At 41.2% G+C, this 22,227-nt stretch carries 22 protein-coding genes; 12 read left to right on the plus strand and 10 right to left on the minus strand.

Going from position 1 to position 22,227, the window contains the following annotated elements; translation table 11 throughout:
- Positions 1-22: 22 nt before the first annotated feature.
- Both ACXIUD_RS09325 and ACXIUD_RS09330 read right to left on the minus strand, forming a co-directional pair.
- Positions 23-298 carry an acylphosphatase gene (locus tag ACXIUD_RS09325; RefSeq protein WP_458052361.1) on the minus strand — a complete coding sequence of 92 codons (276 nt, stop codon included), beginning with the start codon at positions 296-298 and terminating at the stop codon, positions 23-25.
- Between the two features lie 210 nt (positions 299-508).
- A complete protein-coding gene (locus tag ACXIUD_RS09330; protein WP_189582672.1) occupies positions 509-721 on the minus strand; it encodes a hypothetical protein in 213 nt (70 codons plus the stop codon).
- A gap of 62 nt (positions 722-783) precedes the next feature.
- On the opposite strand from ACXIUD_RS09330, the gene ACXIUD_RS09335 reads away from it, so the two are divergent.
- Genes ACXIUD_RS09335 through ACXIUD_RS09345 form a run of 3 tightly spaced genes read left to right on the plus strand, consistent with a single transcriptional unit; the run spans position 784 to position 4,829 of the window.
- Entirely contained in the window at positions 784-1,887 is a 1,104-nt protein-coding gene (locus ACXIUD_RS09335; RefSeq protein ID WP_458052362.1) for a vWA domain-containing protein, read from the plus strand.
- On the plus strand, positions 1,887-3,407 hold the full coding sequence (locus ACXIUD_RS09340) for a magnesium chelatase (RefSeq protein ID WP_458052363.1): 1,521 nt from the start codon (positions 1,887-1,889) through the stop codon (positions 3,405-3,407). The genes ACXIUD_RS09335 and ACXIUD_RS09340 overlap by 1 nt, the downstream gene beginning before the upstream one ends.
- Complete coding sequence (locus ACXIUD_RS09345; RefSeq protein ID WP_458052364.1) at positions 3,408-4,829, plus strand: methyltransferase RsmF C-terminal domain-like protein; 1,422 nt, start codon at positions 3,408-3,410, stop codon at positions 4,827-4,829.
- Here the strand turns inward: ACXIUD_RS09345 and hflX are convergent.
- Positions 4,826-6,097 (minus strand): GTPase HflX, encoded by a 1,272-nt coding sequence (hflX, locus tag ACXIUD_RS09350; protein ID WP_458052365.1) that lies wholly within the window; start codon positions 6,095-6,097, stop codon positions 4,826-4,828. The two genes, ACXIUD_RS09345 and hflX, sit on opposite strands and share 4 nt — an antisense overlap.
- 109 nt (positions 6,098-6,206) lie before the next feature.
- Between hflX and rfbC the strand changes: the two genes are divergently transcribed.
- The 9 genes from rfbC to ACXIUD_RS09395 all read left to right on the plus strand — a co-directional run bounded on the left by rfbC (position 6,207) and on the right by ACXIUD_RS09395 (position 15,086).
- Positions 6,207-6,758, plus strand: a complete 552-nt coding sequence (gene rfbC, locus ACXIUD_RS09355; protein WP_458052366.1) for a dTDP-4-dehydrorhamnose 3,5-epimerase — start codon at positions 6,207-6,209, stop codon at positions 6,756-6,758.
- Positions 6,758-7,507 carry a tyrosine-protein phosphatase gene (locus ACXIUD_RS09360; protein ID WP_458052367.1) on the plus strand — a complete coding sequence of 250 codons (750 nt, stop codon included), beginning with the start codon at positions 6,758-6,760 and terminating at the stop codon, positions 7,505-7,507. Before rfbC ends, ACXIUD_RS09360 begins: the two co-directional genes overlap by 1 nt.
- Positions 7,504-8,463, plus strand: a complete 960-nt coding sequence (locus ACXIUD_RS09365) for an NAD-dependent epimerase/dehydratase family protein (RefSeq protein WP_458052368.1) — start codon at positions 7,504-7,506, stop codon at positions 8,461-8,463. Before ACXIUD_RS09360 ends, ACXIUD_RS09365 begins: the two co-directional genes overlap by 4 nt.
- Before the next feature lie 131 nt (positions 8,464-8,594).
- Entirely contained in the window at positions 8,595-9,992 is a 1,398-nt protein-coding gene (locus ACXIUD_RS09370; protein WP_458052369.1) for a tetratricopeptide repeat protein, read from the plus strand.
- Between the two features lie 43 nt (positions 9,993-10,035).
- Positions 10,036-10,806 (plus strand): phosphosulfolactate synthase, encoded by a 771-nt coding sequence (locus tag ACXIUD_RS09375; RefSeq protein WP_458052370.1) that lies wholly within the window; start codon positions 10,036-10,038, stop codon positions 10,804-10,806.
- A 51-nt stretch (positions 10,807-10,857) separates the two neighbouring features.
- Positions 10,858-11,793, plus strand: coding sequence for a DUF368 domain-containing protein (locus ACXIUD_RS09380; RefSeq protein WP_458052371.1), 936 nt, complete (start codon positions 10,858-10,860; stop codon positions 11,791-11,793).
- Complete coding sequence (locus ACXIUD_RS09385) at positions 11,790-12,530, plus strand: shikimate dehydrogenase family protein (protein WP_458052372.1); 741 nt, start codon at positions 11,790-11,792, stop codon at positions 12,528-12,530. Before ACXIUD_RS09380 ends, ACXIUD_RS09385 begins: the two co-directional genes overlap by 4 nt.
- A gap of 27 nt (positions 12,531-12,557) precedes the next feature.
- The gene (locus ACXIUD_RS09390) at positions 12,558-13,814 is read left to right on the plus strand and encodes a pyridoxal-dependent decarboxylase (protein ID WP_458052373.1); all 1,257 of its coding nucleotides are present in this window, start codon (positions 12,558-12,560) and stop codon (positions 13,812-13,814) included.
- Between the two features lie 63 nt (positions 13,815-13,877).
- A complete protein-coding gene (locus ACXIUD_RS09395) occupies positions 13,878-15,086 on the plus strand; it encodes a tetratricopeptide repeat protein (RefSeq protein WP_458052374.1) in 1,209 nt (402 codons plus the stop codon).
- Positions 15,087-15,109: 23 nt separating this feature from the next.
- On the opposite strand, the gene ACXIUD_RS09400 is transcribed toward ACXIUD_RS09395, so the two are convergent.
- The 7 genes from ACXIUD_RS09400 to ACXIUD_RS09430 all read right to left on the minus strand — a co-directional run bounded on the left by ACXIUD_RS09400 (position 15,110) and on the right by ACXIUD_RS09430 (position 22,224).
- A complete protein-coding gene (locus ACXIUD_RS09400) occupies positions 15,110-15,943 on the minus strand; it encodes a DUF4382 domain-containing protein (protein ID WP_458052375.1) in 834 nt (277 codons plus the stop codon).
- Between the two features lie 125 nt (positions 15,944-16,068).
- On the minus strand, positions 16,069-17,280 hold the full coding sequence (locus ACXIUD_RS09405) for an MFS transporter (protein WP_458052376.1): 1,212 nt from the start codon (positions 17,278-17,280) through the stop codon (positions 16,069-16,071).
- A gap of 467 nt (positions 17,281-17,747) precedes the next feature.
- A complete protein-coding gene (locus ACXIUD_RS09410) occupies positions 17,748-18,380 on the minus strand; it encodes a Crp/Fnr family transcriptional regulator (protein ID WP_458052377.1) in 633 nt (210 codons plus the stop codon).
- 91 nt (positions 18,381-18,471) lie between these two features.
- Complete coding sequence (locus ACXIUD_RS09415) at positions 18,472-19,245, minus strand: TSUP family transporter (RefSeq protein WP_458052378.1); 774 nt, start codon at positions 19,243-19,245, stop codon at positions 18,472-18,474.
- On the minus strand, positions 19,236-20,543 hold the full coding sequence (locus ACXIUD_RS09420) for a VOC family protein (RefSeq protein WP_458052379.1): 1,308 nt from the start codon (positions 20,541-20,543) through the stop codon (positions 19,236-19,238). Before ACXIUD_RS09420 ends, ACXIUD_RS09415 begins: the two co-directional genes overlap by 10 nt.
- 45 nt (positions 20,544-20,588) lie before the next feature.
- The gene (locus ACXIUD_RS09425; RefSeq protein ID WP_458052380.1) at positions 20,589-21,014 is read right to left on the minus strand and encodes a DoxX family protein; all 426 of its coding nucleotides are present in this window, start codon (positions 21,012-21,014) and stop codon (positions 20,589-20,591) included.
- Positions 21,015-21,147: 133 nt separating this feature from the next.
- Positions 21,148-22,224: an efflux RND transporter periplasmic adaptor subunit gene (locus ACXIUD_RS09430; protein WP_458052381.1), complete on the minus strand. Its 1,077-nt coding sequence runs from the start codon at positions 22,222-22,224 to the stop codon at positions 21,148-21,150.
- Positions 22,225-22,227: the final 3 nt, after the last annotated feature.

The following is a 22,227-nucleotide window of genomic DNA, read 5'->3' on the forward strand; positions in this document are numbered from 1 at the left end:
GGCTCCCAACACGAGAGAATAATTAAAAATCTCTAAGTATTTTGAAGTCTGTATGCCCCTGTTCTTCTTGTTGCTCGACGATTAATTCATTCACCTGTGCCATTGGAGGACCCAATTTTAACCAACTTGACATGGCTAGTATTCCGTGAAGTTCACCTTCAATCTCCACAGTGACCGAGCCATCGGGTTCGTTCTTTACCCAACCCTTTAGACCTAAGGTAACAGCCTTATCATAGGTGGATTTTCGAAAGAATACCCCCTGAACTCGCCCGTAAACATGTATTCTTCGGTTGATCATGACTGTTATTTATTGAAGAACAAAACTAGGTGGAATCACTTAATTGTGCATACCAAAAGTTGTGTTCGGTATGTACAAATTAAGAATGGAAAAATATAAACGTTGAGTTGAATGGATAAGTTTAACTGCTCTTTTAGAGCTTTTCAACACTTCGAGGTGGACGGGGATAAGACTAAAAAATTTTGATTGAACCCAACAAAAATCTGCATGTTATTTTTCGTGGTCCTCGTACCATTTTTCCTCAAAAGTGGAAGTGACTTCCACATCAGCCGTCAGCACTCTATATACCATCCACAAAATTGGTAAAGGCGAAATCGAAAACATAAATAAAATAAGCGCTGTGCTTAGATTAGCCTGAATTGCTGTGACATACACGATAAGAAAAGCTGTCACCAAATAAACGGGGAAGAGATAATTTTTCATCGTAGACTTTTTTTAGTGTGTAAGCTAAACTACAAGCACTTACATTTTGTTAGATAGCTATTATGAAAGGTTTTAGATTTTCCCAATATATTCCACCGCAAGATCCGGATAAAAGTACCTTCGAAAATTTGCTCAATATTTTCCTCCAATTGGTCACTATGACCGGAGGGGATGTGGCAGAAGCACTGAGTTGGTTGACCAACTTGGATCAGCGATATCAAATGACTAATCCGAACTATGGGATCGGAGATTTTATCGAGGACTTGAAATCTAAGGGATACCTTACGGAAGAAAACCAACAAGGGAAGTTTGAGATTACCGCCAAAGCAGAACAAACCATTCGAAAAAGTGCCTTGGAGGAAATTTTTGGAAAACTGAAAAAAGGCAAATCAGGAAGGCATAAAACGACGCACACCGGTTTAGGAGAAGAGCAAGGTACTGATAGAAGGCCTTATGCTTTTGGAGATAACTTGGATCACATAGCCCTGACAGATTCCATTCGCAATGCTCAGATCAATCATGGATTTTCGAGTGATTTTCTTTTGACGGAGGATGATTTGGAAGTGGTCGAGCAGGAGCACAAGACGCAGACATCCACCGTACTGATGATTGATATTAGTCATTCCATGATTCTGTACGGAGAGGATAGAATTACTCCTGCCAAGAAGGTAGCGATGGCACTAGCAGAATTGATCAAAACCAAATATCCAAAAGACACCTTGGATATTATTGTCTTTGGAAACGATGCCTGGCAAATTGAAATCAAGGATCTGCCCTACCTACAAGTAGGCCCTTACCATACCAACACCGTAGCGGGATTGGAATTGGCTATGGATTTATTGAGAAGAAGAAAAAATCCAAATAAGCAGATCTTCATGATAACGGATGGCAAGCCAACCTGTCTGAAAGTGGGGATTAAATACTACAAAAACAGCTTCGGTATCGATAGCAAGATTCTCAATGAGACTTTGAAGTTGGCAGCCCAGTGCCGCAAATTGAAAATACCTGTAACCACCTTTATGATTGCTTCAGATCCTTATCTGAAAGAATTTGTCAAGGAGTTTACCAAAGTGAATAACGGAAATGCCTATTACAGTAGCCTAAAAGGTTTGGGCGACTTGATTTTTGAAGATTACAGAAGAAATAGAACCAAAAAATTCAACTAATGGACTACCACGCTATTGCCTCAAAAGATTTATTGAAAATAAAAACACTGGGAGAACTGAAAGCTTCCGGTTATCAGCCTGTTTCTATCAAAGAAGAGCTGAGAAAAAATTTGATTCAGAAAATCAAGACCAAGCAAAATGTATTTGAAGGGATTTGGGGGTATGAAGATACTGTCATTCCAGACATCGAGCGAGCAATCCTATCCAAGCATAACATCAATTTGCTAGGGTTAAGGGGGCAGGCTAAAACTAGAATAGCCCGGATGATGACCCTGTTGCTGGATGAGTACGTTCCGGTAATTGAAGGTTCCGAGTTAAATGATGATCCTTTAGCTCCATTATCAACATTTGCCAAAGAACTGATTGCCCAAAAAGGAGATCAGACCCCTATCAGTTGGTGGCATCGCTCCGATCGCTACACTGAGAAATTGGCTACTCCGGATGTATCTGTGGCTGACTTGATAGGTGATGTAGATCCAATCAAGGCTGCCACTATGAAGTTGTCTTACAATGATGAGCGTGTCATTCATTATGGTTTAGTGCCTCGTTCGCACCGCTCCATTTTCGTAATCAATGAATTACCGGACTTACAAGCTAGAATTCAGGTCGCTTTGTTCAATATACTGCAGGAAGGGGATATTCAGATCCGCGGTTTTAAATTGCGCTTACCTTTGGATATTCAGTTTGTATTTACAGCTAATCCTGAAGACTACACCAATAGAGGGTCCATTGTAACTCCGTTGAAGGACCGTATTGAGAGTCAGATTATCACCCATTATCCCAAATCCATAGACACGGGTAAAAAAATCACATCCCAGGAAGCCAACTTGCACGGTAAGCCTATGGACCGCATCCATATTCCCGAGCTTCTTAGAGATTTGATTGAGCAGATTGCCGTAGAGGCGAGAAACAGTGAATTTGTAGATGAGAAAAGTGGTGTCTCTGCACGATTGACTATCTCTGCATTGGAGAATCTTGTTTCCGCTGCCGAAAGAAGAATTTATCTCAACGATGAGCAGGAAACCGTCGCTCGTATAGCAGACTTGATGGGAGTGATTCCTGCCATCACGGGCAAAGTGGAATTGGTCTATGAAGGGGAGCAGGAAGGAGCTGGTTTGGTAGCATACAACTTGATTGGGAAGGCCATCCGCACCCAGTTTGTAGATTACTTCCCTTCTCCTGAGCAAAAGAAAAAGGACAAAGAAGGTAATCCCTATGTAGTGCCTTTGGCATGGTTTGGGGAAGGTAATACCTTGGATATACTCACTTCTCAGTCGGATAAATCCTACAAGCAGTTGTTGCATCAGGTGCCGGGATTGGAGGCCTTGGTTACGAAATCCATTCAGCGTCTGCCGGAAAAGGAGAAAGAATTCTTTATGGAGTTTCTCTTACACGGCCTTGCAGAATACAGTCAGTTGAGCAAGCGAATGCTGGATACTGGCTTGCAGTTCAAAGACCTTTTCAGCAGTATGTTTGAAATGGGAAATCCCTCAGATGACTTTGATGAAGACGATGAATAAATGAAATTGCGTACTTTCGCACTTCCATTGATTTTCCGTATGTCTGAATTAAACCTTCCAATTGATTTCGCTCAACGTATGCAAGCCTCCCTTGGAGAGGATGAATATCAAGAATTCTGTCAGGCGCTTCAAGCGGACCCGGCAGTTTCTATACGTGTAAATCCTTGGAAATCCATATCAAGACCATCTGCATCCCATGTGATACCTTGGGCTGCAGATGGTTATTTTTTGCAAGATAGGCCTTCCTTTACCTTAGACCCTTTATTTCATGCAGGGGCCTACTACGTACAGGAATCATCCTCCATGTTTATTGACCACATTCTTAGAAGTCAATCCATTGATCCGGATGGTTTGTTTTTAGATTTGTCGGCTGCACCTGGTGGGAAATCAACCTTACTTTCTACTTATTTGGGAAAACAGGGCTTTTTGGTGGCCAATGAGGTAATCAAGAGCAGAGCTTCCATTCTCAAAGAAAACATCATCAAGTGGGGCTTAGGCAATACGATGGTTACCAATAATGATCCAGAGCATTTTCAGGAGTTGGAAGGTTTATTTGATGTAGTATTGGTGGATGCCCCTTGTTCGGGAGAAGGCATGTTTAGAAAAGATCCTGCTGCTATGCAAGAATGGTCTCAGGACCATGTTACTTTGTGTGCACTCCGGCAGCGGCGCATCATGGATCAGGCGGCGACACTTGTCAAGGCAGGTGGTTATTTGCTGTACAGCACCTGTACCTTCAACGCTCAGGAAAATGAGGAAATCGTACAGTTTATCACAGAAGAATTTTCTTACAAACCAGTTCAGATTCCTCTGGATCCAGCATGGGGCGTTGAAGAAATCAATATCTCTTGTGGCGATGAGGACTTTTATGGATACCGATTTTTCCCGCATAAAGTCCGTGGAGAAGGGTTTTTTATTGCAGTTTTCAAAAGGCCTGAAGATGCGTATATAGGTAGCCCGAGGAGAATGAAGGATTTCAAACATCCACACCTTAAGCAAGTTTCCGCCTCGGATGCGCAATTTTTGCAATCCTTAATCAGTCTTCCTGAGGATGCGGCGTTTTATAGCTTACAGGATAGTTATTTCTTCCTGCCCAAAAAACATCAGCTCAATTTCGAGCATTTGAGCAAGTTTTTAAATATTAAATATGTGGGGGTAGAACTCGGTAAAATCAACAAAAGTCAGTGGATACCCAGTCATGAGTGGGCACTGAGTATTTTACCAAAAGAAGGATTGACAATACAAGAGTTAACACTTGCACAAGCACAAGATTTTCTTCGAAAGGAAGAATTCCTCATAGAAGGATTGCCCGAGGGATGGATATTGGTGCAGTATCAAGGCCTGAGTTTAGGTTTGCTCAAAAATCTGGGAAACCGCACCAATAATTACTATCCTAAGGAATGGAGAATTCGAAATCTTTAATCCTCAGATTGGTCCGAGTACAAACTCCAATCAATGGTTTCATCCTGCAAGTAATGAGGATAGATTTTTAAGTGCTGCTTTTTAACTTCTTTCACCAAAGCTGCTCGGAATTCTTCAATATGCAAGGCCTCTTGTGCAGCCATAAATACCGGTTCAATCCCGGTCTTTTTGGTATAAGCTTCAGAAAGCTTCTCAAAATCCAGGTATTGCTGTTGTTCCAATTCTATGTCACTCATGTGGAGGCGCTCTTCCTCAGAAGGCATCGGTGGCACGAGGTCAATTTTGTTGAACACCAACAGCATGCTTTTATCACCCGCTCCAATTTCATTGAGGGTCTGTTGTACTACTGCAATATGCTCTTCAAAGCTCGGATGGGAAATATCTACCACATGTACCAACAAGTCCGCTTCACGAACTTCTTCAAGGGTTGACTTAAAGGATTCGATCAGGTGGGTTGGTAGTTTTCGGATAAACCCAACGGTATCTGAAAGCAAAAATGGGATAGTATCCAAAACTACTTTTCGTACAGTTGCATCAACGGTAGCAAAAAGCTTGTTTTCTGCCAAAATATTTGCCTTGGTCATCAGATTCATCAGGGTACTTTTACCTACGTTTGTATAGCCAACTAAAGCTACTCTTACAATACCCTTTCTACCTTTTCGTTGGGTAACTCCTTGCTTTTCAATTTCCCGAAGTTTTTCTTTGAGCAAGGTGATTTTATTTCGGATATCCCGCTTATCTGTTTCAATTTCCTTTTCACCGGCACCGCCACGGGTACCTGTACCCCCTCGTTGACGTTCCAAGTGAGTCCACATGTTGGTCAAGCGTGGTAGCAAGTATTGGAATCTTGCCAATTCCACTTGGGTTTTGGCCTGGGCTGTTTGGGCTCTGTTCAAGAAGATATCCAAAATCAATAAGGAGCGATCATAGACTTTCACTTTGAGTTCATTTTCCAAGTTACGCATTTGGGAAGGACTCAAATCATCGTCAAAAATGACCATGTTGACTTGGAAGTGTTCCACATAGGATTGGATTTCTTCGAGTTTACCGGATCCCACGAAGGTTTTTACATCAGGGCGTTCCATTCGTTGGGTAAAGCGATACACTGTTTTTGCACCGAGTGTTTCAGTCAAAAAAGCTAATTCCTCCAAATATTCATTGACTTGTTGCTCTGTTTGTCCTTGGTTGATCAATGCCACCAAAACAGCTGTTTCTTGCTTCGGGGCAGTGTCGTACAGTTTTTGTAATTTTCTTGAATATTTGCTCATAAGTGCATATAAGGATTTCAATTACGGAATAGTTCCGCAAGTAATAACTGCAAATTTATCATCCTCAGTTGAAAAGCTGTTATATTTGAGCTCCAGAAAAGCAAGCATTATGAAAATTATTCAAACCCTCATTGGCGGATTGTTCGAGATATACCCTCAGGTTTTTAATGATAACCGTGGATATTTCTTGGAATCTTTTAGAAGTAATGCCTTTGTGGAAGCTGGCATCAATAAGACATGGGTACAGGAAAATCAATCTTTTTCCAAGGCTGGAACTGTAAGGGGCCTACATTTTCAAAAGCCACCGCATGCGCAAGCGAAGTTGGTTCGGGTAATTACAGGAAAGGTATTGGATGTAGCGGTGGATTTGAGAAAAGGATCTGCAACTTTCGGTCAAAGCTTTACGCAGGTATTGGATTCAGAGTTGCACAATATGTTGTACATACCGGAAGGTTTTGCCCATGGATTTTCAGTATTAGAAGATGCCGTATTTACCTATAAGTGCTCTGCGTATTACAATAAAGAAAGCGAGGGAGGTATCCTTTGGAATGATCCTGCGTTGAATATAGATTGGAAGGTTTCGAATCCAATTTTATCTGATAAGGACAAAGTCTGGCCAACATTAGAAGAATTCGTGACATTAAGTGAAGGTGGATTATAATGGGAATACTTGATTTCTTTACAAGAAAAAAAGAAGCAGCAATTGAGCCCTTACAATTGGATTGGATGCAGGTAGATGTGCACTCCCATCTCATCCCTGGGATTGATGATGGTGCCAAAAGCATGGAGGATGCTGTTTCGATGATTCGAAGATTACAGGAGTTTGGCTTGCGTAAATTGGTTACGACTCCTCATGTCATGTCTGAGTTTTACAAAAATACTCCCGAAACGATTCAGACAGGGTTGAAAAAGGTCAGGAAAGCTTTGGTAAAAGAGAATATTACGATTGAGCTGGAGGCTGCTGCTGAATATTACCTGGATGAGGTTTTTTTAGAAAAAGTACAAAAGGGCGAAAAACTTCTCACGATAGCCAATAATTACGTTTTAGTAGAAACGGGCTTTATCAATAAGCCCCAAATGTTATTTGAAATCTTTTTTGCCATGGAGATGCAAGGGTACAAGCCAGTATTTGCACATCCGGAGCGCTATCAGTATTTGCTGCAGGATAAGAAGTTATTAGGAGAACTGTTTGACAGAGATGTTTATTTTCAGCTAAATCTGCTATCCTTGACGGGTTTTTATTCGAAGCCGATCAAAAATTTTGCAGAGATGCTGATAGACGAGAAAAAGGTGAAATTCTTTGGAACAGATTGCCACAACCACCGTTATTTGGATATGCTGGAAACTTTACCAAAATCCAAATATTACGAAAAGCTTTCTCAGCAAGACACACTTAACAAACTGCTATGAAAATCCTGATAACGGGAATCACGGGTGTACTGGGAAGTAGGTTAGCCAAAAAATTTCATGAAGTAGGCGAAATCCATGGCCTCAAAAGGACTAATTCAAATATTTCATTACTCGAGGAGGGCTTGCCAATCGTGTGGCATGAAGGCGACCTTTTAGATCCAATTAGTTTGGAAAATGCCTTGGAGGGGATAGACTTGGTGATTCATGCTGCTGGATTGGTTTCATTTGAGCAAAAAGATCGAGAGCGTTTGAATAAAGTCAATTGGGAAGGTACTGCCAACTTGGTCAATGCCATGTTAGAGAAAGAGGTGAAAAAACTCATTCATGTAAGTTCAGTTGCCGCTCTGGGGAAATCTCCTGAGCAAACCCTCATTGATGAAAACCAGAAATGGGTCAATTCTCCCTTGAATACTCCCTATGCCGTTTCTAAGCATTTGGGTGATTTGGAAGTGTGGAGAGCTGTTCAGGAAGGCTTACAGGCTTTAGTAGTCCATCCTTCGGTGATTCTCACCAAGATTTCAGATCAGCGATCCAGTGCGCAGGTGTATGATTATGTGCTGACAGAAAAGAGCTATTATCCCTTGGGTACGATCAACTATATTGATGTACGTGATGTGGTTTCCTTGATATTTCAACTCTTTCAGAAGGAGGTGTGGAATGAGTCAGTCATTCTCAATGCAGACAGTATTTCTTACCAAGACTTCTTTGCTTCCATGGCAAAAGTCTTTGGGAAAAAAGCTCCTTCGAAACCAGTGACTTCTTTATTATTAAAAATAGCGCTCTTTACTCAGGGAATTGGAAAAATTTTTGGCCTTGTCAAAACACCGCTCAATAAGCAGGTGGCCATGATGTCCCAACTTCAAGTGATTATGGATAATTCCAAAGTCAAATCCTTGATTACCTATGAGTTTACACCATTAGAAAAATCCTTTCACTGGGCACTTTCGAACGAATAAATCCTTTCCCTTGTTAATAAACATGGTACTAATGATCTCTTTTTTTGACCTGATGGTTGAAAAAAATATTATCCAAATGATTTTGGAGATGTGATTTATTTGGTATCTTAAGAAAACCAAAACCCCTTGCGATGACAGGAGACTTTGAAAATGAATGGGAAGAGGACAAAAACCTCGTAGAAAGGTTTGAGAATTCCCAAAAGTCGAATTTAGATCTCTATTTTGAAGAAGAAGAGTTTGAGAACATTATTCGCTTCTATTTCGAAGAGCAAAAATTCGTAAAGGCACTCAAAGCCTCAGATTACGCCTTGGAGAAATTCCCTTACAGTGTAGAAATAAAGCTTTTAAAAGCTCAAAGTTTGATCTTCGTCGATGAGCTTGATGAAGGCTTGGAGCTCTTGGAAAGCATCAATAATCTGTCTCCAAACAATGAAGATATCGTGTTTGCCTATGCCAATGCCATGATGATGGCCGGGAGTGGAAAAGAGGCGATAGAAATGTTGGAGAATTTTATACCCTTAGCAGATGATAAGGCAGAGGCTTTTTATTTGCTGGGTAACCTTTATCGCTCCGAATCTAACACCGAAAAAGCCATTCACTATTACAAAGAGTGCGTGAAAATCCGCATCAATCATGAGGATGCACTTTTCCAGTTGGCCATGATTACAGAAGAGGAGGGGACCTTTGAAGAAATTTTGCAGTTCTATCAGGAGTTTATCGATCAGGATCCGTATTCAGCGGGTGCTTGGTATAACCTGGGTGTGGTTTATAATCGTTTGGGCCGCTATGATGAAGCGATCAAAGCCTATGATTATGCATTGATTATCGATGATGGCTTTGCCAGTGCCTATTTCAATTTGGGTAATGCCTATATGAACACCCAACAGTTTGAACTAGCTTTGGAAGCCTACCAAAATACCATCAATTGTGAAGGTGCGAATGCAGAGAACTGTTGCTATATGGGTGCTGCCTATGAAAAGCTCGATCAAATCGATATGGCATTTAAGTATTTCAAAAAGTCAGCGAAATTTGACCCGGAGTACGACGATGCATGGTTTGGATTAGGAATGTGCATGCTGAAGAAAGAAAAGTTTTTTGAGGCTATTCACTATTTCAAGAAGGCTATTTCCATTACCGGAGAGAATCCCAATTATTGGGTTGGCTTGGCTGATGCAGAATATCAATTGGGTAATTTGCAAGCAAGTTCCGAGGCATACGAAGAGGCCATCAAGTTGGAGCCAGGTATCATGGAGACTTATGTTAACTTGGCTATTATCTACTACGATCAAAATAGATTCGAGGAGTGCATGGATGTCTTGAAAGAAGGAATCGAAGAACTTCCAGAAGAGTCTGAGTTGTATTACCGTTTGGTGGTTTTTCTCTTGAAAATCGGCAAATACAAAGAAGCCTTTAATTATTTGGAAAATGCATTAACTTTGGACTTTGAAAGGCACACGATTCTCTTCGATCTCATGCCAGAGCTCAAGCAGCAGAAGGCGATTTTCAAGATTATCTCCCAGTACAAGTAAAGTGCCTTTGTAAGTTTAAGTCTATTCACCAAAACATATTGGAATGAATTACATTCTAAAAAACCTCCCTGTGCGAACAGAAAAACCACGCGCATCAGGCTTTACCATGGTCATGGATAAGGGTTTGAGTATCAGGGAAGTAGAGAATTTTATTAGTGCAAACAGCGACTACGTTGATATTGTAAAGCTCGGTTGGGCCACATCTTATCTAACCAAAAATCTAGCAGAAAAGATTGAGATTTATCGGGATGCCGGTGTTCCTGTTTACTTTGGAGGTACCTTATTTGAGGCATTCGTCATCCGTGGTCAGTTTGAAGATTACCGAAAGGTTTTAGACAAGTATGGTTTGCAATTTGCCGAGGTATCTGACGGCTCCATCAGTTTGCCACATGATAAAAAATGTGAATTTATACGCACACTTGCACAAGATGTGACGGTATTGTCGGAAGTTGGCTCTAAAGATGCAGCGAAAATCATCCCTCCATATAAGTGGATTGAGCAAATGCAAAATGAGCTGGATGCCGGAAGTTGGAAGGTTATCGGTGAAGCTAGAGAGGGAGGAACAGTAGGTTTGTTCCGTGATTCAGGAGAAGTAAGACAAGGTTTGGTTGAAGAAATCCTAACCAAAATTCCAGAAGAAAAAATCATCTGGGAAGCACCACAAAAAGAGCAGCAAGTATGGTTTGTGAAGCTTTTGGGAGCGAATGTGAACTTAGGGAATATTGCACCCAATGAATTGATACCATTGGAAACTATCCGATTGGGATTAAGGGGTGATACCTTTGATCACTTCTTGGGAACTCACAAAATTTAAAATATCTTGATAGGCTTTTCGGTACCGCCGGAAAGCCTTTTCTTTGCGCTTATGAGTGGAATTAAAAATTCTGTATTGTTATTTTTCAAGGGTATGTCCATGGGAGCAGCCGATATTGTACCGGGTGTATCAGGGGGATCTATTGCCTTGATTACCGGCATCTATGAAAAACTCCTAGATAGTATTAAGTCAGTGGATAAAACAGCCTTGCAGCTTTTGTTGAAAGGGAAACTCACAGATGTTTGGAAGCATATCAACGGAGGTTTTTTACTCATTTTAGTTGCCGGTATCCTGACAAGCATATTCACCTTATCCAAAGTTATTACCTTTTTGATGGATGAATACCCCATACCCTTGTGGTCATTTTTCTGCGGGTTAATCATCATTTCGGCAATCATCATCTTGAGAGATATTCAGCAGTGGTCGGTTGGTTCGATTGCAGCTTTGCTGATTGGTACACTGATTGCATATCTGATTACAGGCCTGCCTCCTACAAGTACCCCTGACACTATCTGGTTTGTGTTTATTGCAGGAGCTATTGCTATTTGTGCCATGATTTTACCTGGAATTTCGGGTAGTTTCTTACTCCTGATATTGGGCCAATATGAGCGTATTTTGAGTGCTGTGTCTTCTAAGGATGTGCTGACGTTGGCAGTTTTTGCAACAGGTTGTGTGGTAGGTTTACTTTCATTTAGCCGTTTAATTTCTTGGTTATTGAAAAACTTTCATGCTCTAACGATTGCGCTTTTATCAGGCTTTATGTTGGGTTCTATCAATAAGATTTGGCCTTGGAAAGAGGTGATCTCTTATCGAATGTCTTCTTCAGGAGTACAAAAGCCTTTTTTGACAGAAAACATCCTTCCTCAAAATTACTTGGCCGTAACTGGAGAAGAATCCTTATTTTTGTATGCTATCGTCGCTTTTTCATTTGGTATCATCCTAGTATTGGGAATCGAGCGGGCAGCGTATTACATCAATAGAAAATGAGAAAATTCGGATTGATCGGTTATCCTTTGGGACATTCCTTTTCCAAAAAATACTTCAGCGCCAAATTTGAGCGTGAAGGACTGATTGACTGTCAATTTGATTTATATGAAATTCCTCAGATTACCGATTTTCCTGAAATTCTCAATCGTAATCCTGAATTAGAAGGTCTTAGCGTCACAATTCCCTACAAAGAGCAGATAATCCCTTTTTTGGATGATTTAGATCCGGCTTGTGCTGCTATTGGCGCAGTAAATTGCATTCAGATAAGAGCAGGAAAACTTACAGGATACAATACTGATTATATTGGCTTCAAGGATTCCTTGGATGTTTGGTTGGAGGGACAGCGGCCTAATGCCTTGGTCCTGGGGACAGGTGGTGCTTCCAAAGCTGTCAATCAAGCCTTAAAAGATTTAGGAATCGCCTACACAGTGGTTTCCCGGACAGCAGATGCCTCTAAGAACCGAGTGAACTACCAACAGCTTAATCAAGATTCGCAACTGTTAGATCAGCACGAGTTGATCATCAATACAACTCCTCTTGGGACCTATCCCAATACCGAGCAAATGCCTGAAATTAATCCAGATTGGATTTCGGCGAAGCATAAGGTGTATGATTTGGTTTATAATCCGGAAAAAACGTTTTTGATGCGCTCCCTTGAAGCGCGCGGTGCATTGGTAAAAAATGGATTGGAAATGCTCGAATTGCAGGCCGAAGCTGCCTGGAAAATTTGGAACTGATGTCACAATTCATTTAAAAAAATTACCATGTACTGGAAAAAATTATCTCATGAACAAGTGAAGGCACGTGTATTTGATGCCTTGGAACAAAATTTAGATTACAGAGGCGACCGCCCTATCTTGGGGATCCCCGGTACTTACTTGGATACTTCCGAATTTTATCCGGACGCTCCTTTTTTGCAAGACGCTCCTTACATGTCTGCCATGGTGCGTAATCCTAATCATATTGGTGTACATACGCTAAGTGAGGAGTCTGTATTGGAGGTATTTGAAGGTACCCAAAAAATTGAGCGAGAGCTGATCAAGTTGACAGCGGAAGAGATTTTCAATGGTGACCCAGGTTCTGTTGATGGTTATGTGGCGACCGGTGGTACAGAAGCGAATATCCAAGCCATGTGGGTGTACCGCAATTATTTTCAACAAGAGTATGATGCCCGGTTAGGAGAAATCGCTTTGGTGTATTCCAAAGATGCACACTATTCCATGCCAAAGGGAGCGAATATCCTGGGGTTGACCAATATCATGTTGGATGTGGATATGGATACTCGGGAGATTTTACCAACTTCCTTGGAAGAAAAATTCAAGCAGGCGACCGATCAAGGGATCAAATACTTCATAGTCATCGCTAACCTTTCAACAACTATGTTTGGGTCAGTGGATGATATTGATATGTTGGGGGACTTTTTTACCAATATGAATGTACCCTTCAAAATTCACGTAGACGCAGCCTATGGTGGTTTTATCTATCCTTTTACGAATCCAACGAGTCGTTTCACCTTCCAAAATCCATACATGAATTCCATTACAGCTGATGGCCACAAGATGCTTCAGACTCCTTATGGAACAGGTTTGTTTTTGATTCGAAAAGGATTTTTTGATTACGTAAAGACAGACGAGGCCAAGTATATTCCGGGAAAAGATTATACAGTTAGTGGCAGTCGTTCTGGTGCTAATGCGATTTCCATGTGGATGATTTTACAAATCCACGGTTCGGAGGGTTGGAAGTATAAGATGGAAACACTCTGTGACCGTACCGAGCGAATTTGCAAAAAGTTGGAAAATATGGGTGTGGAATATTTCCGAAATCCCTATTTGAATATCATCGCTATCAAGTCCATGTATATGTCTGAAGAACTGGCGCATAAATATTACCTCGTTGCTAATTCTTATGATGGAAAAGCAGAGTGGTATAAAATTGTCGTTATGCCTCACGTCAAACAAGGGACGATTGATGCATTCCTCATGGAGTTAGCCGGGGAGTTGAAAACCCGAAAATTAGTGTAAGCATGAAAAGGGCACTTGCAGGTGCCTCTTTTTTTTCAGATCCAAATTGCGTAACATTGAATCATGAGTGCGACGCTAAAATATTGGCTGATTGTTGGATTTCTTTGTTTGAATGGGAATCTCATGGCTCAATATGCCGCTTTGGACCAAGAAATGGAGCAAGCACTCAAGCTCTCAGACGAAGGGGAACTGATTGATGCATTTGAAATCCTGACCCGTATTATTCAAGAGCGACCTTATTTTGCTGAGGTGTATTTTTATCGGTCCATGGTATTTGAAAAGGCTGGGGATTTAGAAGGGGCGTTGACAGATTTGAATATTCTATTAGAGTTGGACCCCATGCATACCGAAGGCATTTTTAATCGGGGGATGGTGCGATTTCAATTGAAGCAATATGAATTAGCAAAGAAAGATTTTAGAAGTTTGTTGACTACACCTTCGCGCGAGACTACCACTATTTTGTATCAGCGACCCATGTTTGCTTCCGGCATCACAGGTATTGTATCCCAGCAAAGTGGTAAAAAAGACTATATTTATATGCAACTAGGATTAGTGGCTTTGCAGATGCAAGAGTACCAAGAAGCTATACAATCATTTTCAGAGGCGATTAAGCTCAATCCAAGGCAGCCCGATTATCTGATTAACCTCGGTAAGGTTTTTCAGGCTAAGGGAGAACTAGCATTGGCAGAAGGATATTTTTTGAGGGCGTTGGAGTTGGACCCCTATCATCCGGTTGCCCATCAATATTTGGCCGAATTAACGCAGGAAACGGGTGATTGGGAAAAGGCTGTCGAATTGTACAGCCAATCCATAGCCGATGAGCCGGATTTTTATTTGCCTTATAAGCAGCGGGGTTTTCAATGGATTCAACAGGAAAATTGGCGAGAGGCTTTCATAGATTTGAACAAAGCCAACGAACTTCAACCAAAGGATGTGGAGGTGTTATTTAATCTTGGCTATGTATTTGAAAAATTGGATCAATGGGAGGCAGCAGTAAAAACTTATGAGGAAGTGTTGGCTATAGATCCTACGCATGTGCGTGCCAATTTTGGAAAGGGGAATGCATTGTATCGGAATTCCCAATGGGAGCAGGCCATAGCTTTTTATTCTGTTGCGTTGGTTTGGGATCCTGCTTTTGGTCCTGCCTATTATCAGCGAGGGATAACTCGCTATCGAATGGGTAAAAAAATAGATGCTTGCCAAGACCTTCACAAGGCTGTAAGTTTGGGGGTTAGTCAAGCAAAAGAGGCTCAGGATCGTATTTGTCCATGAGCCTCTTACTGCATTTTTTGGGATTAATCTCCTTCCACTTCTTCTGTTGCAGGGATTAATTGCTCAGGTTCCAATCGCTTGGTTTCACCTGCTGTCAATACTAAGCCTTCTAAAAGTAAAGGTTCAAAGTCCTCATTAGGAGTCAACAATACATTGTATGTTCCTTCCCTTAATCCTCTCAATACAAAAAATCCATTGTCATTGGTAAAGGTACCTACGGTATCTTGTCCAAGAATTGCCTGTACAGATACTGGCCCTGCATCCAAAGGCAATACTGTTCCTTCCAAAGTAGCCAAGGCTTCAGCTACTACTCTTAAGACAGGTCTCAGGATAAATTGACCTGAGTTGCCAGCTCTTACAATGGAACGAGCCACATCAAAGTCAATTACCAAATCATAGCTTACACCAGCTTGGATAGGCTTGTCCACCTTCAATTTCAATCCGCTCTGTTGAGCGCTAGGTGTCGTTAAATTGAGGCGTTGTCCATTAGAAATGATGTAATTATCATTTCCTAAAATCAAACGAATTTGAGAGATTTCGCCTGCGGGAACTTCAATTGCACCTAGATTTGCAGAGTTTCCACCAGTCAAAGTAAGTAGGTTAATTTTACTATCATTTTGTTCATAAGGTAGATTTAACCAAGCACTTTCATTCTCTTCACGGCCACCTTTAGGCAAAATCTCCACAGCTACTACTTCCACCCACACTTCATCAAAAGCAGCAGGTGCATCCACAAGAAACACATTCACTCTGGCCATACCCTCTGATATGTTTTCATCTCGGTCTAGGCTATCGCAAGCTAGAAAAGGCAACAAAAGAAGGCCAAAAATCCAGGAAAATTTTTTGTATTGTAACATAGGTAAAATAGTTGGTTCAAAAACACTCTTTCAAGAAAAGTGCCAAAAACTACTTAATCGAGTATTATTGGGCCTAAAACGACCCTAAAAAGTGGACTTAACCCACTTAAAATCGGCTCAATAAATTATTTTTTTCTTGCTTTTTTCATCCGAACACCTAATATTCCAGCCGAGGCAATCGTCAAAACTCCGATAACAACTATAGCAAAATTTATTCCTAATCTGTCGGCAATAATTCCAGTGAGAATTGCTCCAATGGCATAGCCCAAATCTCTCCAAAGTCTAAAAACACCCACTGCGCCTGCTCGATCTTCGGGATGGGTATTTTCAGCGACGGTTGCTAAAAATGTTGGATAGACCATAGCTGTTCCCCAACCTAAAAATGATGATAATACCAAGTAATGCCAAAGTTCTGCCGCCCAAGGAAACACCAATAAGACCAACCCTTGCAAAAGCATGCCTGTAACTAACAGCATTTTCTTGGAATACAGGTCCGCCATTTTCCCTGTAAATAACTGTCCAAACCCCCAGATAGCAGGGTAGGTTGCCGTCACAAGACCAATAGCTTCTAAGTTGAAACCTTTACTTGCTAACAGGATGGGAAATAAACCCCAAGCCATGCCATCGTTCAAATTATTGACCAGCCCTGCCTGGGTCACAGATCCCAAGTTAGGGTGCCTCCATGTACTGTCTAGAAAAACATGCTTGAGCTTAGGAACGGTACTGACCGTATTTTCAGCTTGTACGTGTTTGCGTGTATCTTTAATCAAGAATATAGAGCCTAATAAACCCAAAACAGCCATGCCTATTCCCAAATAAAACGGAAAAGGGCGTAAACCATATTCACTAGCCAAATAACCGGTAAGGAATGCTACCAATGCCACGGCAAGGTATCCGGCAAATTCATTCAAGCCCATCGCAAAACCACGTTGTTTTTCACCTACCAAGTCGATTTTCATGACTACTGTGCTACTCCATGCCAAGCCTTGATTGATTCCCAAAAGTACATTTGCTGCAACAATCCAATCCCATGAAGGAGCAAACATCAGCACAAATGGTACAGGAAGACCAAAAATCCATCCAATGATTAGGAGATTTTTTCTTCCGATTTTATTGGCAAATGTCCCTGCAAAATAGTTAGAAACAGCTTTAACGATTCCAAAAACTACTATGAAAGAAAGTATGGCTGATTTTGCAGCTATACCAAACTCCACCTCGGCTATTTGTGGTAGGATGCTTCTCTCCAAGCCAACCATTCCACCCACAAAAGCATTGATGATTACCAAAAGGGTAAATTGCTTCCAGTTCTCTCGTAAGCCTAATGTTACTTTCTCCATTTGTTCCTAAATTGAAACACAAAGGTCCTCAGCCAAAAATCGGATTCCTTTTACAAATGTTAAAAAAAGTACGCTCGCGGAATGCGCGGAAGACGCGGAAAAAAATGGAAGGAAAAGACGGAATTGGTTTTGGGGTTAAATCATGTTTGGTGGAAGTAACAAAAGGGGCTTTAGCCCTGTGATCTTCGTAGTAAGAATGAAAGTTAGGAAAAAGAGGGGCGTAGCCCTGATATCTTATCTATCTGGAAGGGTTATTTTTGGACACAGATCGGAAACATGATGATCACAGATTGACACAGATATGTTTGCTGACGCAAATTGGGGTTGGCTCGCGGAAATTGCGGAAGACGCGGAAAAAAATGGAAGGAAAAGACGGAATTGATTTTGGGGGAAGAAACATTTTTTGAATTAGTGGCAAAAAGGGAAGTAACCCTGACGCATTCGTTGCAACTAATTTTTTGATTAAATTAGTTGGCTTTTGCTCTGATTCTACTGAGGCTGACTTGGGTGATTCCTAGGTAGGAGGCAATGTGTTTGAGCGATACACGCTGCAAGATATCAGGTGAAGTACGCAATAGGTCTTCATATCGCTCTTCGGCCGTATGGAATTGGATGCTCTCTATCCTATTGACGGTATCTACATAGGCGGCTTCAAAAATCTTTCGGAAAAGACGCTCTATCTCAGGAAAATTATCATACAAATCAATCAAAGCTGGTGAATGAATGCCTATGAAATCCGCATCCTCCAACACCTGTATACCTTTTTTACTAGGCTTTCCGGTAAATAAACTTTCTACGCGGGCAATGAGGGAATTTTCTAAAGCAAAAGACTCTGTAATATCCGTACCATCTTTGTAATAGTATATCCGAGCAATTCCTTTACGGACAAAATAAATAGTCTTACAGGTATGCCCAATGGCCTGTAAATCTTTGTTTTTGGGAATATGCACTACCGAACAGATCGCCTGTATAGCTTCCTGAGCAGAAGATGAAAGTTTTTGGTGTCTTTCAAAGTATTGAAACAAAGCTGAAAAGTCTTCGGGCAAGGGATTGGTTGTTTTTGTGAATGCAGTAATCTGATAAAAATATAAAAAATACATGAAAGTAAACTCTTGCACATCTACTTATGCAAAAACAAGAAAAGTTGCATGTGTAGAAGTGCAGGTTTGAAGCCTTTACGCCATCTTTTATCTAAATCAAACCCATACCCAACCCAATAGAAATTAAAATAAGCAAAATGGCTACTGTGGTTTGCAGAAATTTCAGCGTTACTTTCTTCAATAGCTTGTTTCCCAAATAGGCTCCTGCAATCGCAGAAAGTGTTGCTGTTAGGACAAGTGTGAGGTTTTCACTCAAATCGGTGCTGACAAAGCGGGTAGCATAGACACTCAGTCGGGTTAAATCCACAAAGGTGGAAACCACCACTGCCGTGCCGATAAATGCTTCTTTAGATAATCCTGCTTTGATCAAAAATGCGGCCCGAAGGGCTCCTTGATTCCCTGATAAGCCTCCAAAAAACCCACTCAAAGCTCCGCCAAGGGGTAGTTTTTCTTTACCAAACTGTAGTTGTTGGAAATACGGAATCAAATCCATGGATGCAAATATGATCAGGAGTATGGATACGATAAACTTTACGGGTTCGACTACAAAAGTCTTTCCTAAGAGTTCATAGCTGAAAAGTGGATCTAAATCGGTGATGTTGAGCAGCACCCATGAACCTACAAAAGCAGCAATCACTGCTGGAATACCAAAGCGAATCAATACCGCTTTATCTGCATTTTTTCCAACCAACAAGAGTTTGAAAATATTGTTGAAAAAATGAACAACTCCTGTCAAGGCGATAGCTAAGTCAACGGGGAAAAACACCATAAATACAGGTGTCAGAATTGTCCCCAACCCAAACCCAGAAAAAAAGGTGAGGATAGAGACCAAAAAGGCCACACAGGCAATGATGATTAGTTCCATTGCAAGCGTTTCAGGAGTTGTTCATTTTGAGTGTGTGGAATAAATCTATTGAATTCCATGAAATACTTACCGGGATCTACCCCAACAAATGCTTCATAGCGTTTTTCGGCGTCTTCATACCATTCCCTGTGTAGTGGAAAGGGGTTTTGTTCTTGAACATATGCATACCAACCTTCCAAGTCTTCTACTACAAAAGCAATGCTACTTCCCTTTTTCTCGGTAAAGTTGTGCATGCCTCTGCGTTCATCCACTAGGCCGATATATCCTGTTTGAGAAGCCTGAAAAACTTTGGCCCACCCTTGATCCACCATCAATGGTAAACCTATTTTTTCCATGTAAAACAGTTCTGCTTCCTGTAGGTCTTCATAATAGGTCCAGAAAACTGCTCCATAGAATCCCAATCCTGCGGCTACGGATGGATCGAACGTTTTCAATGCACCAAATTTCTGTAGCTGAGGCATCAGCAGTTCATTTTCTGGATGCTGCTTAAAGGTCTCAAACTCCAACAAGTATCCTTCCGGGTCAATAGCGACAAATCCGTCATGTGCATTGTCAGTTTTTGGTTTGTAGGTATATTTGATGGGTACATTTTTTTCTAACAGGTATGCATACCATTCGGGCAATTGGTCCGTCAACAAGGCGATGGCTACTGTTTTGGGTTCATCGGCTTTGTGTCTACCGATAGATTCATCCACAATTGTCAAGTAGGCATCCAATGATAGTTGGAAGGTTTTGGCGAAGGTGTAGTCGGAAACTTTTTCTAGTCCCAGCAATTGCCCATAAAAGTCTTCAGCCCTTTGGAGATCTTGATAGTAAAGGAAAATATTGGTTGCTTGGATACCGAAATCAGGTAAGGATTTATAAGCTGTATTTGTTGAAAGGAGCTGATTGATATAATGAGTTGGATACCCCAGCAATCTCCCAAATCTTCTGGCGGCTGCTTCGGGCTCAAGGTTGGGGATTGATTTTTTTAAATTTAAATAGGCAGCTAAGGAATTTTCTTTATGAAAAATCAATACTTCTTTACCCAAAGAAACGGAAGTAGGGAATAGGGAGGTTTGAATCAAGTCAGGTTCTCTAAACACCCCAACACCTGCTTTCTCAGCCATGGATATTACTTCCTCCCATAGTTCATCCACCATTTGGGCTTCCATAGGTTCGCTCAATGCAATGGGCTTAACATCTGCCGCTACCATTTCAATAAATGCATGTATATGACCGAGCTGTTTTGCTTTTTCAGTGGAGGCTTGGCAGCTGAGTAGAAGGCTTAGGAGCAAGCAATAGAGAATGTTTTTCATAAAGCAGTAGATTCAAGCATGAAGTTAATCAAAAAATGAGATTGCTTATTTGTCTCTAAACAAACTATCTACAGACCATTTTCCTCCCCCACGAATAATCAAGTAAATACTTCCCAATAACATACTCCAGTCTGTTCGACTTCCATGCATCATGGGCCAAAATCCTTCATTTTGTAAGACTTCTGATTTTGTTGTTGCAATGGCTACCAACATGATGACCAAGGTAGGAATGGATGCGAGTCTTGTGGCCAATCCCAATAAAATCAAGGCCCCTGAGATGATCTCAAATGCGCCCACAAAGCTGCCAAGAAACTCCGGATTGGGGAGTCCGATTTTTTCAAATCTTCCTGCTCCTCGAATTGCCGGAAACAGGAATTTCTGAATGCCTTCTGATAGAAATACTGCTCCTACCATCAAACGAATAATGATGGTGGTTTTGGATTTGTCTGTTTGTAAGAGTTGTTTGATCATGGTTTTTTGGTTTGTTAACCTTAACCTTTGAGGTCTTTGGGACCTCGAAGGTTTGTAATTGATATTTTGAAATATATTGTTCTTTCAGCTTCTTCTGCTCGAAGACCTTCGGGGTTTTTGGAAACCCCAAAGGTCAGTCTATAGCATATTCAATTTTTTGCCCTTGTTTCAATTCATCGGAAGCACGGCTCAATAGAACATCCCCGCTATTCAATTCTCCAAAGATTTCTGTTTTTCCGTTTTTTGAAATACCCGTCCGCACATCGACCCACTCCATCACCCCATCTTTGATACGGATGACAAACTTTTTTTCCAATGTCGTGGCCACTGCTGCGGAAGGAACGACAAAAGATTCCTCAGCTCTGTTTAAGATCAGTGCTGCCATCGTATACATGCCTGGCTTCAAGATTCCTTCCTGATTGTCAAATTCATATTCCCATATTTCTGTGCGTGTTTGCGGATTGATGCTTCCAGATTTTCTGGCCAATTGTGCTTCTAATCGTTGGTTACTCAAACCGTCGGTAGTGAAATATAATTGTTCTGATTGTGTGGTAGTTTGTACGTATGCCTCTGGTACGTGCACTCGCAGCCTTAATCTATCTGGTCTTTCTACCGTAAGTAATGTCCTACTTTGGTTTTGATTGACAAAATCTCCGGCATCCACATTTCTGCTGGTAACAATGCCATCGAATGCTGCACGGATACTTAAATAATCCTGCTGTTCACGAAAACTTCGAGCCATCAACTTTGCTGCCTCCCAAAATGCACTATCGGCATGAAATGCATTCCTGACAGAAATTAAATCCCCTTCTGAAATGGCTCCTTCTGTTTTAGAAGCATTCAATAATCGTTTGTACCGGTCTTCTGATGCACGGTATTTTGCCTCGGCCTCTACTAGTTTGGCTTCAGCTTCGGCAGTTTTACTTTTGATTTCTGGTGCATCAAGGCTCAGCAAAACTTGACCCTTTTTGACTTTATCTCCTATATCCACCCATACTCGCTGCACATAAGCATCCAACTTGGTGTGTATGTCGGCTTTTTCATAAGGTAAAAGCTCTGCAGGTAACTTTAATTCAGTCTCTATTGCTTCTTTTGATAGTTTAAATGCACTACGAATATCCTCTGCTTCGGAAGTTTGTTGCTCACCCGAGCTACAGGAAAACTGAAAGAGGGCTACTCCTAAGAGGAAATGATATGTTATATTTTTCATAAT

Source organism: Mongoliitalea sp. (assembly GCF_054166905.1).

What these genes read in the sequence shown, in the direction of transcription:
- ACXIUD_RS09420 (WP_458052379.1), bottom strand. Translation starts at nt 20,543, where the DNA reads ATGAAAAACATTCTCTATTGCTTGCTCCTAAGCCTTCTACTCAGCTGC.
- rfbC (WP_458052366.1), top strand. Translation starts at nt 6,207, where the DNA reads ATGAAAATTATTCAAACCCTCATTGGCGGATTGTTCGAGATATACCCT.
- ACXIUD_RS09345 (WP_458052364.1), top strand. Translation starts at nt 3,408, where the DNA reads ATGAAATTGCGTACTTTCGCACTTCCATTGATTTTCCGTATGTCTGAA.
- ACXIUD_RS09425 (WP_458052380.1), bottom strand. Translation starts at nt 21,014, where the DNA reads ATGATCAAACAACTCTTACAAACAGACAAATCCAAAACCACCATCATT.
- hflX (WP_458052365.1), bottom strand. Translation starts at nt 6,097, where the DNA reads ATGAGCAAATATTCAAGAAAATTACAAAAACTGTACGACACTGCCCCG.
- ACXIUD_RS09400 (WP_458052375.1), bottom strand. Translation starts at nt 15,943, where the DNA reads ATGTTACAATACAAAAAATTTTCCTGGATTTTTGGCCTTCTTTTGTTG.
- ACXIUD_RS09380 (WP_458052371.1), top strand. Translation starts at nt 10,858, where the DNA reads ATGAGTGGAATTAAAAATTCTGTATTGTTATTTTTCAAGGGTATGTCC.
- ACXIUD_RS09390 (WP_458052373.1), top strand. Translation starts at nt 12,558, where the DNA reads ATGTACTGGAAAAAATTATCTCATGAACAAGTGAAGGCACGTGTATTT.
- ACXIUD_RS09330 (WP_189582672.1), bottom strand. Translation starts at nt 721, where the DNA reads ATGAAAAATTATCTCTTCCCCGTTTATTTGGTGACAGCTTTTCTTATC.
- ACXIUD_RS09395 (WP_458052374.1), top strand. Translation starts at nt 13,878, where the DNA reads ATGAGTGCGACGCTAAAATATTGGCTGATTGTTGGATTTCTTTGTTTG.
- ACXIUD_RS09335 (WP_458052362.1), top strand. Translation starts at nt 784, where the DNA reads ATGAAAGGTTTTAGATTTTCCCAATATATTCCACCGCAAGATCCGGAT.
- ACXIUD_RS09370 (WP_458052369.1), top strand. Translation starts at nt 8,595, where the DNA reads ATGACAGGAGACTTTGAAAATGAATGGGAAGAGGACAAAAACCTCGTA.
- ACXIUD_RS09325 (WP_458052361.1), bottom strand. Translation starts at nt 298, where the DNA reads ATGATCAACCGAAGAATACATGTTTACGGGCGAGTTCAGGGGGTATTC.
- ACXIUD_RS09360 (WP_458052367.1), top strand. Translation starts at nt 6,758, where the DNA reads ATGGGAATACTTGATTTCTTTACAAGAAAAAAAGAAGCAGCAATTGAG.
- ACXIUD_RS09430 (WP_458052381.1), bottom strand. Translation starts at nt 22,224, where the DNA reads ATGAAAAATATAACATATCATTTCCTCTTAGGAGTAGCCCTCTTTCAG.
- ACXIUD_RS09415 (WP_458052378.1), bottom strand. Translation starts at nt 19,245, where the DNA reads ATGGAACTAATCATCATTGCCTGTGTGGCCTTTTTGGTCTCTATCCTC.
- ACXIUD_RS09410 (WP_458052377.1), bottom strand. Translation starts at nt 18,380, where the DNA reads ATGTATTTTTTATATTTTTATCAGATTACTGCATTCACAAAAACAACC.
- ACXIUD_RS09340 (WP_458052363.1), top strand. Translation starts at nt 1,887, where the DNA reads ATGGACTACCACGCTATTGCCTCAAAAGATTTATTGAAAATAAAAACA.
- ACXIUD_RS09405 (WP_458052376.1), bottom strand. Translation starts at nt 17,280, where the DNA reads ATGGAGAAAGTAACATTAGGCTTACGAGAGAACTGGAAGCAATTTACC.
- ACXIUD_RS09385 (WP_458052372.1), top strand. Translation starts at nt 11,790, where the DNA reads ATGAGAAAATTCGGATTGATCGGTTATCCTTTGGGACATTCCTTTTCC.
- ACXIUD_RS09375 (WP_458052370.1), top strand. Translation starts at nt 10,036, where the DNA reads ATGAATTACATTCTAAAAAACCTCCCTGTGCGAACAGAAAAACCACGC.
- ACXIUD_RS09365 (WP_458052368.1), top strand. Translation starts at nt 7,504, where the DNA reads ATGAAAATCCTGATAACGGGAATCACGGGTGTACTGGGAAGTAGGTTA.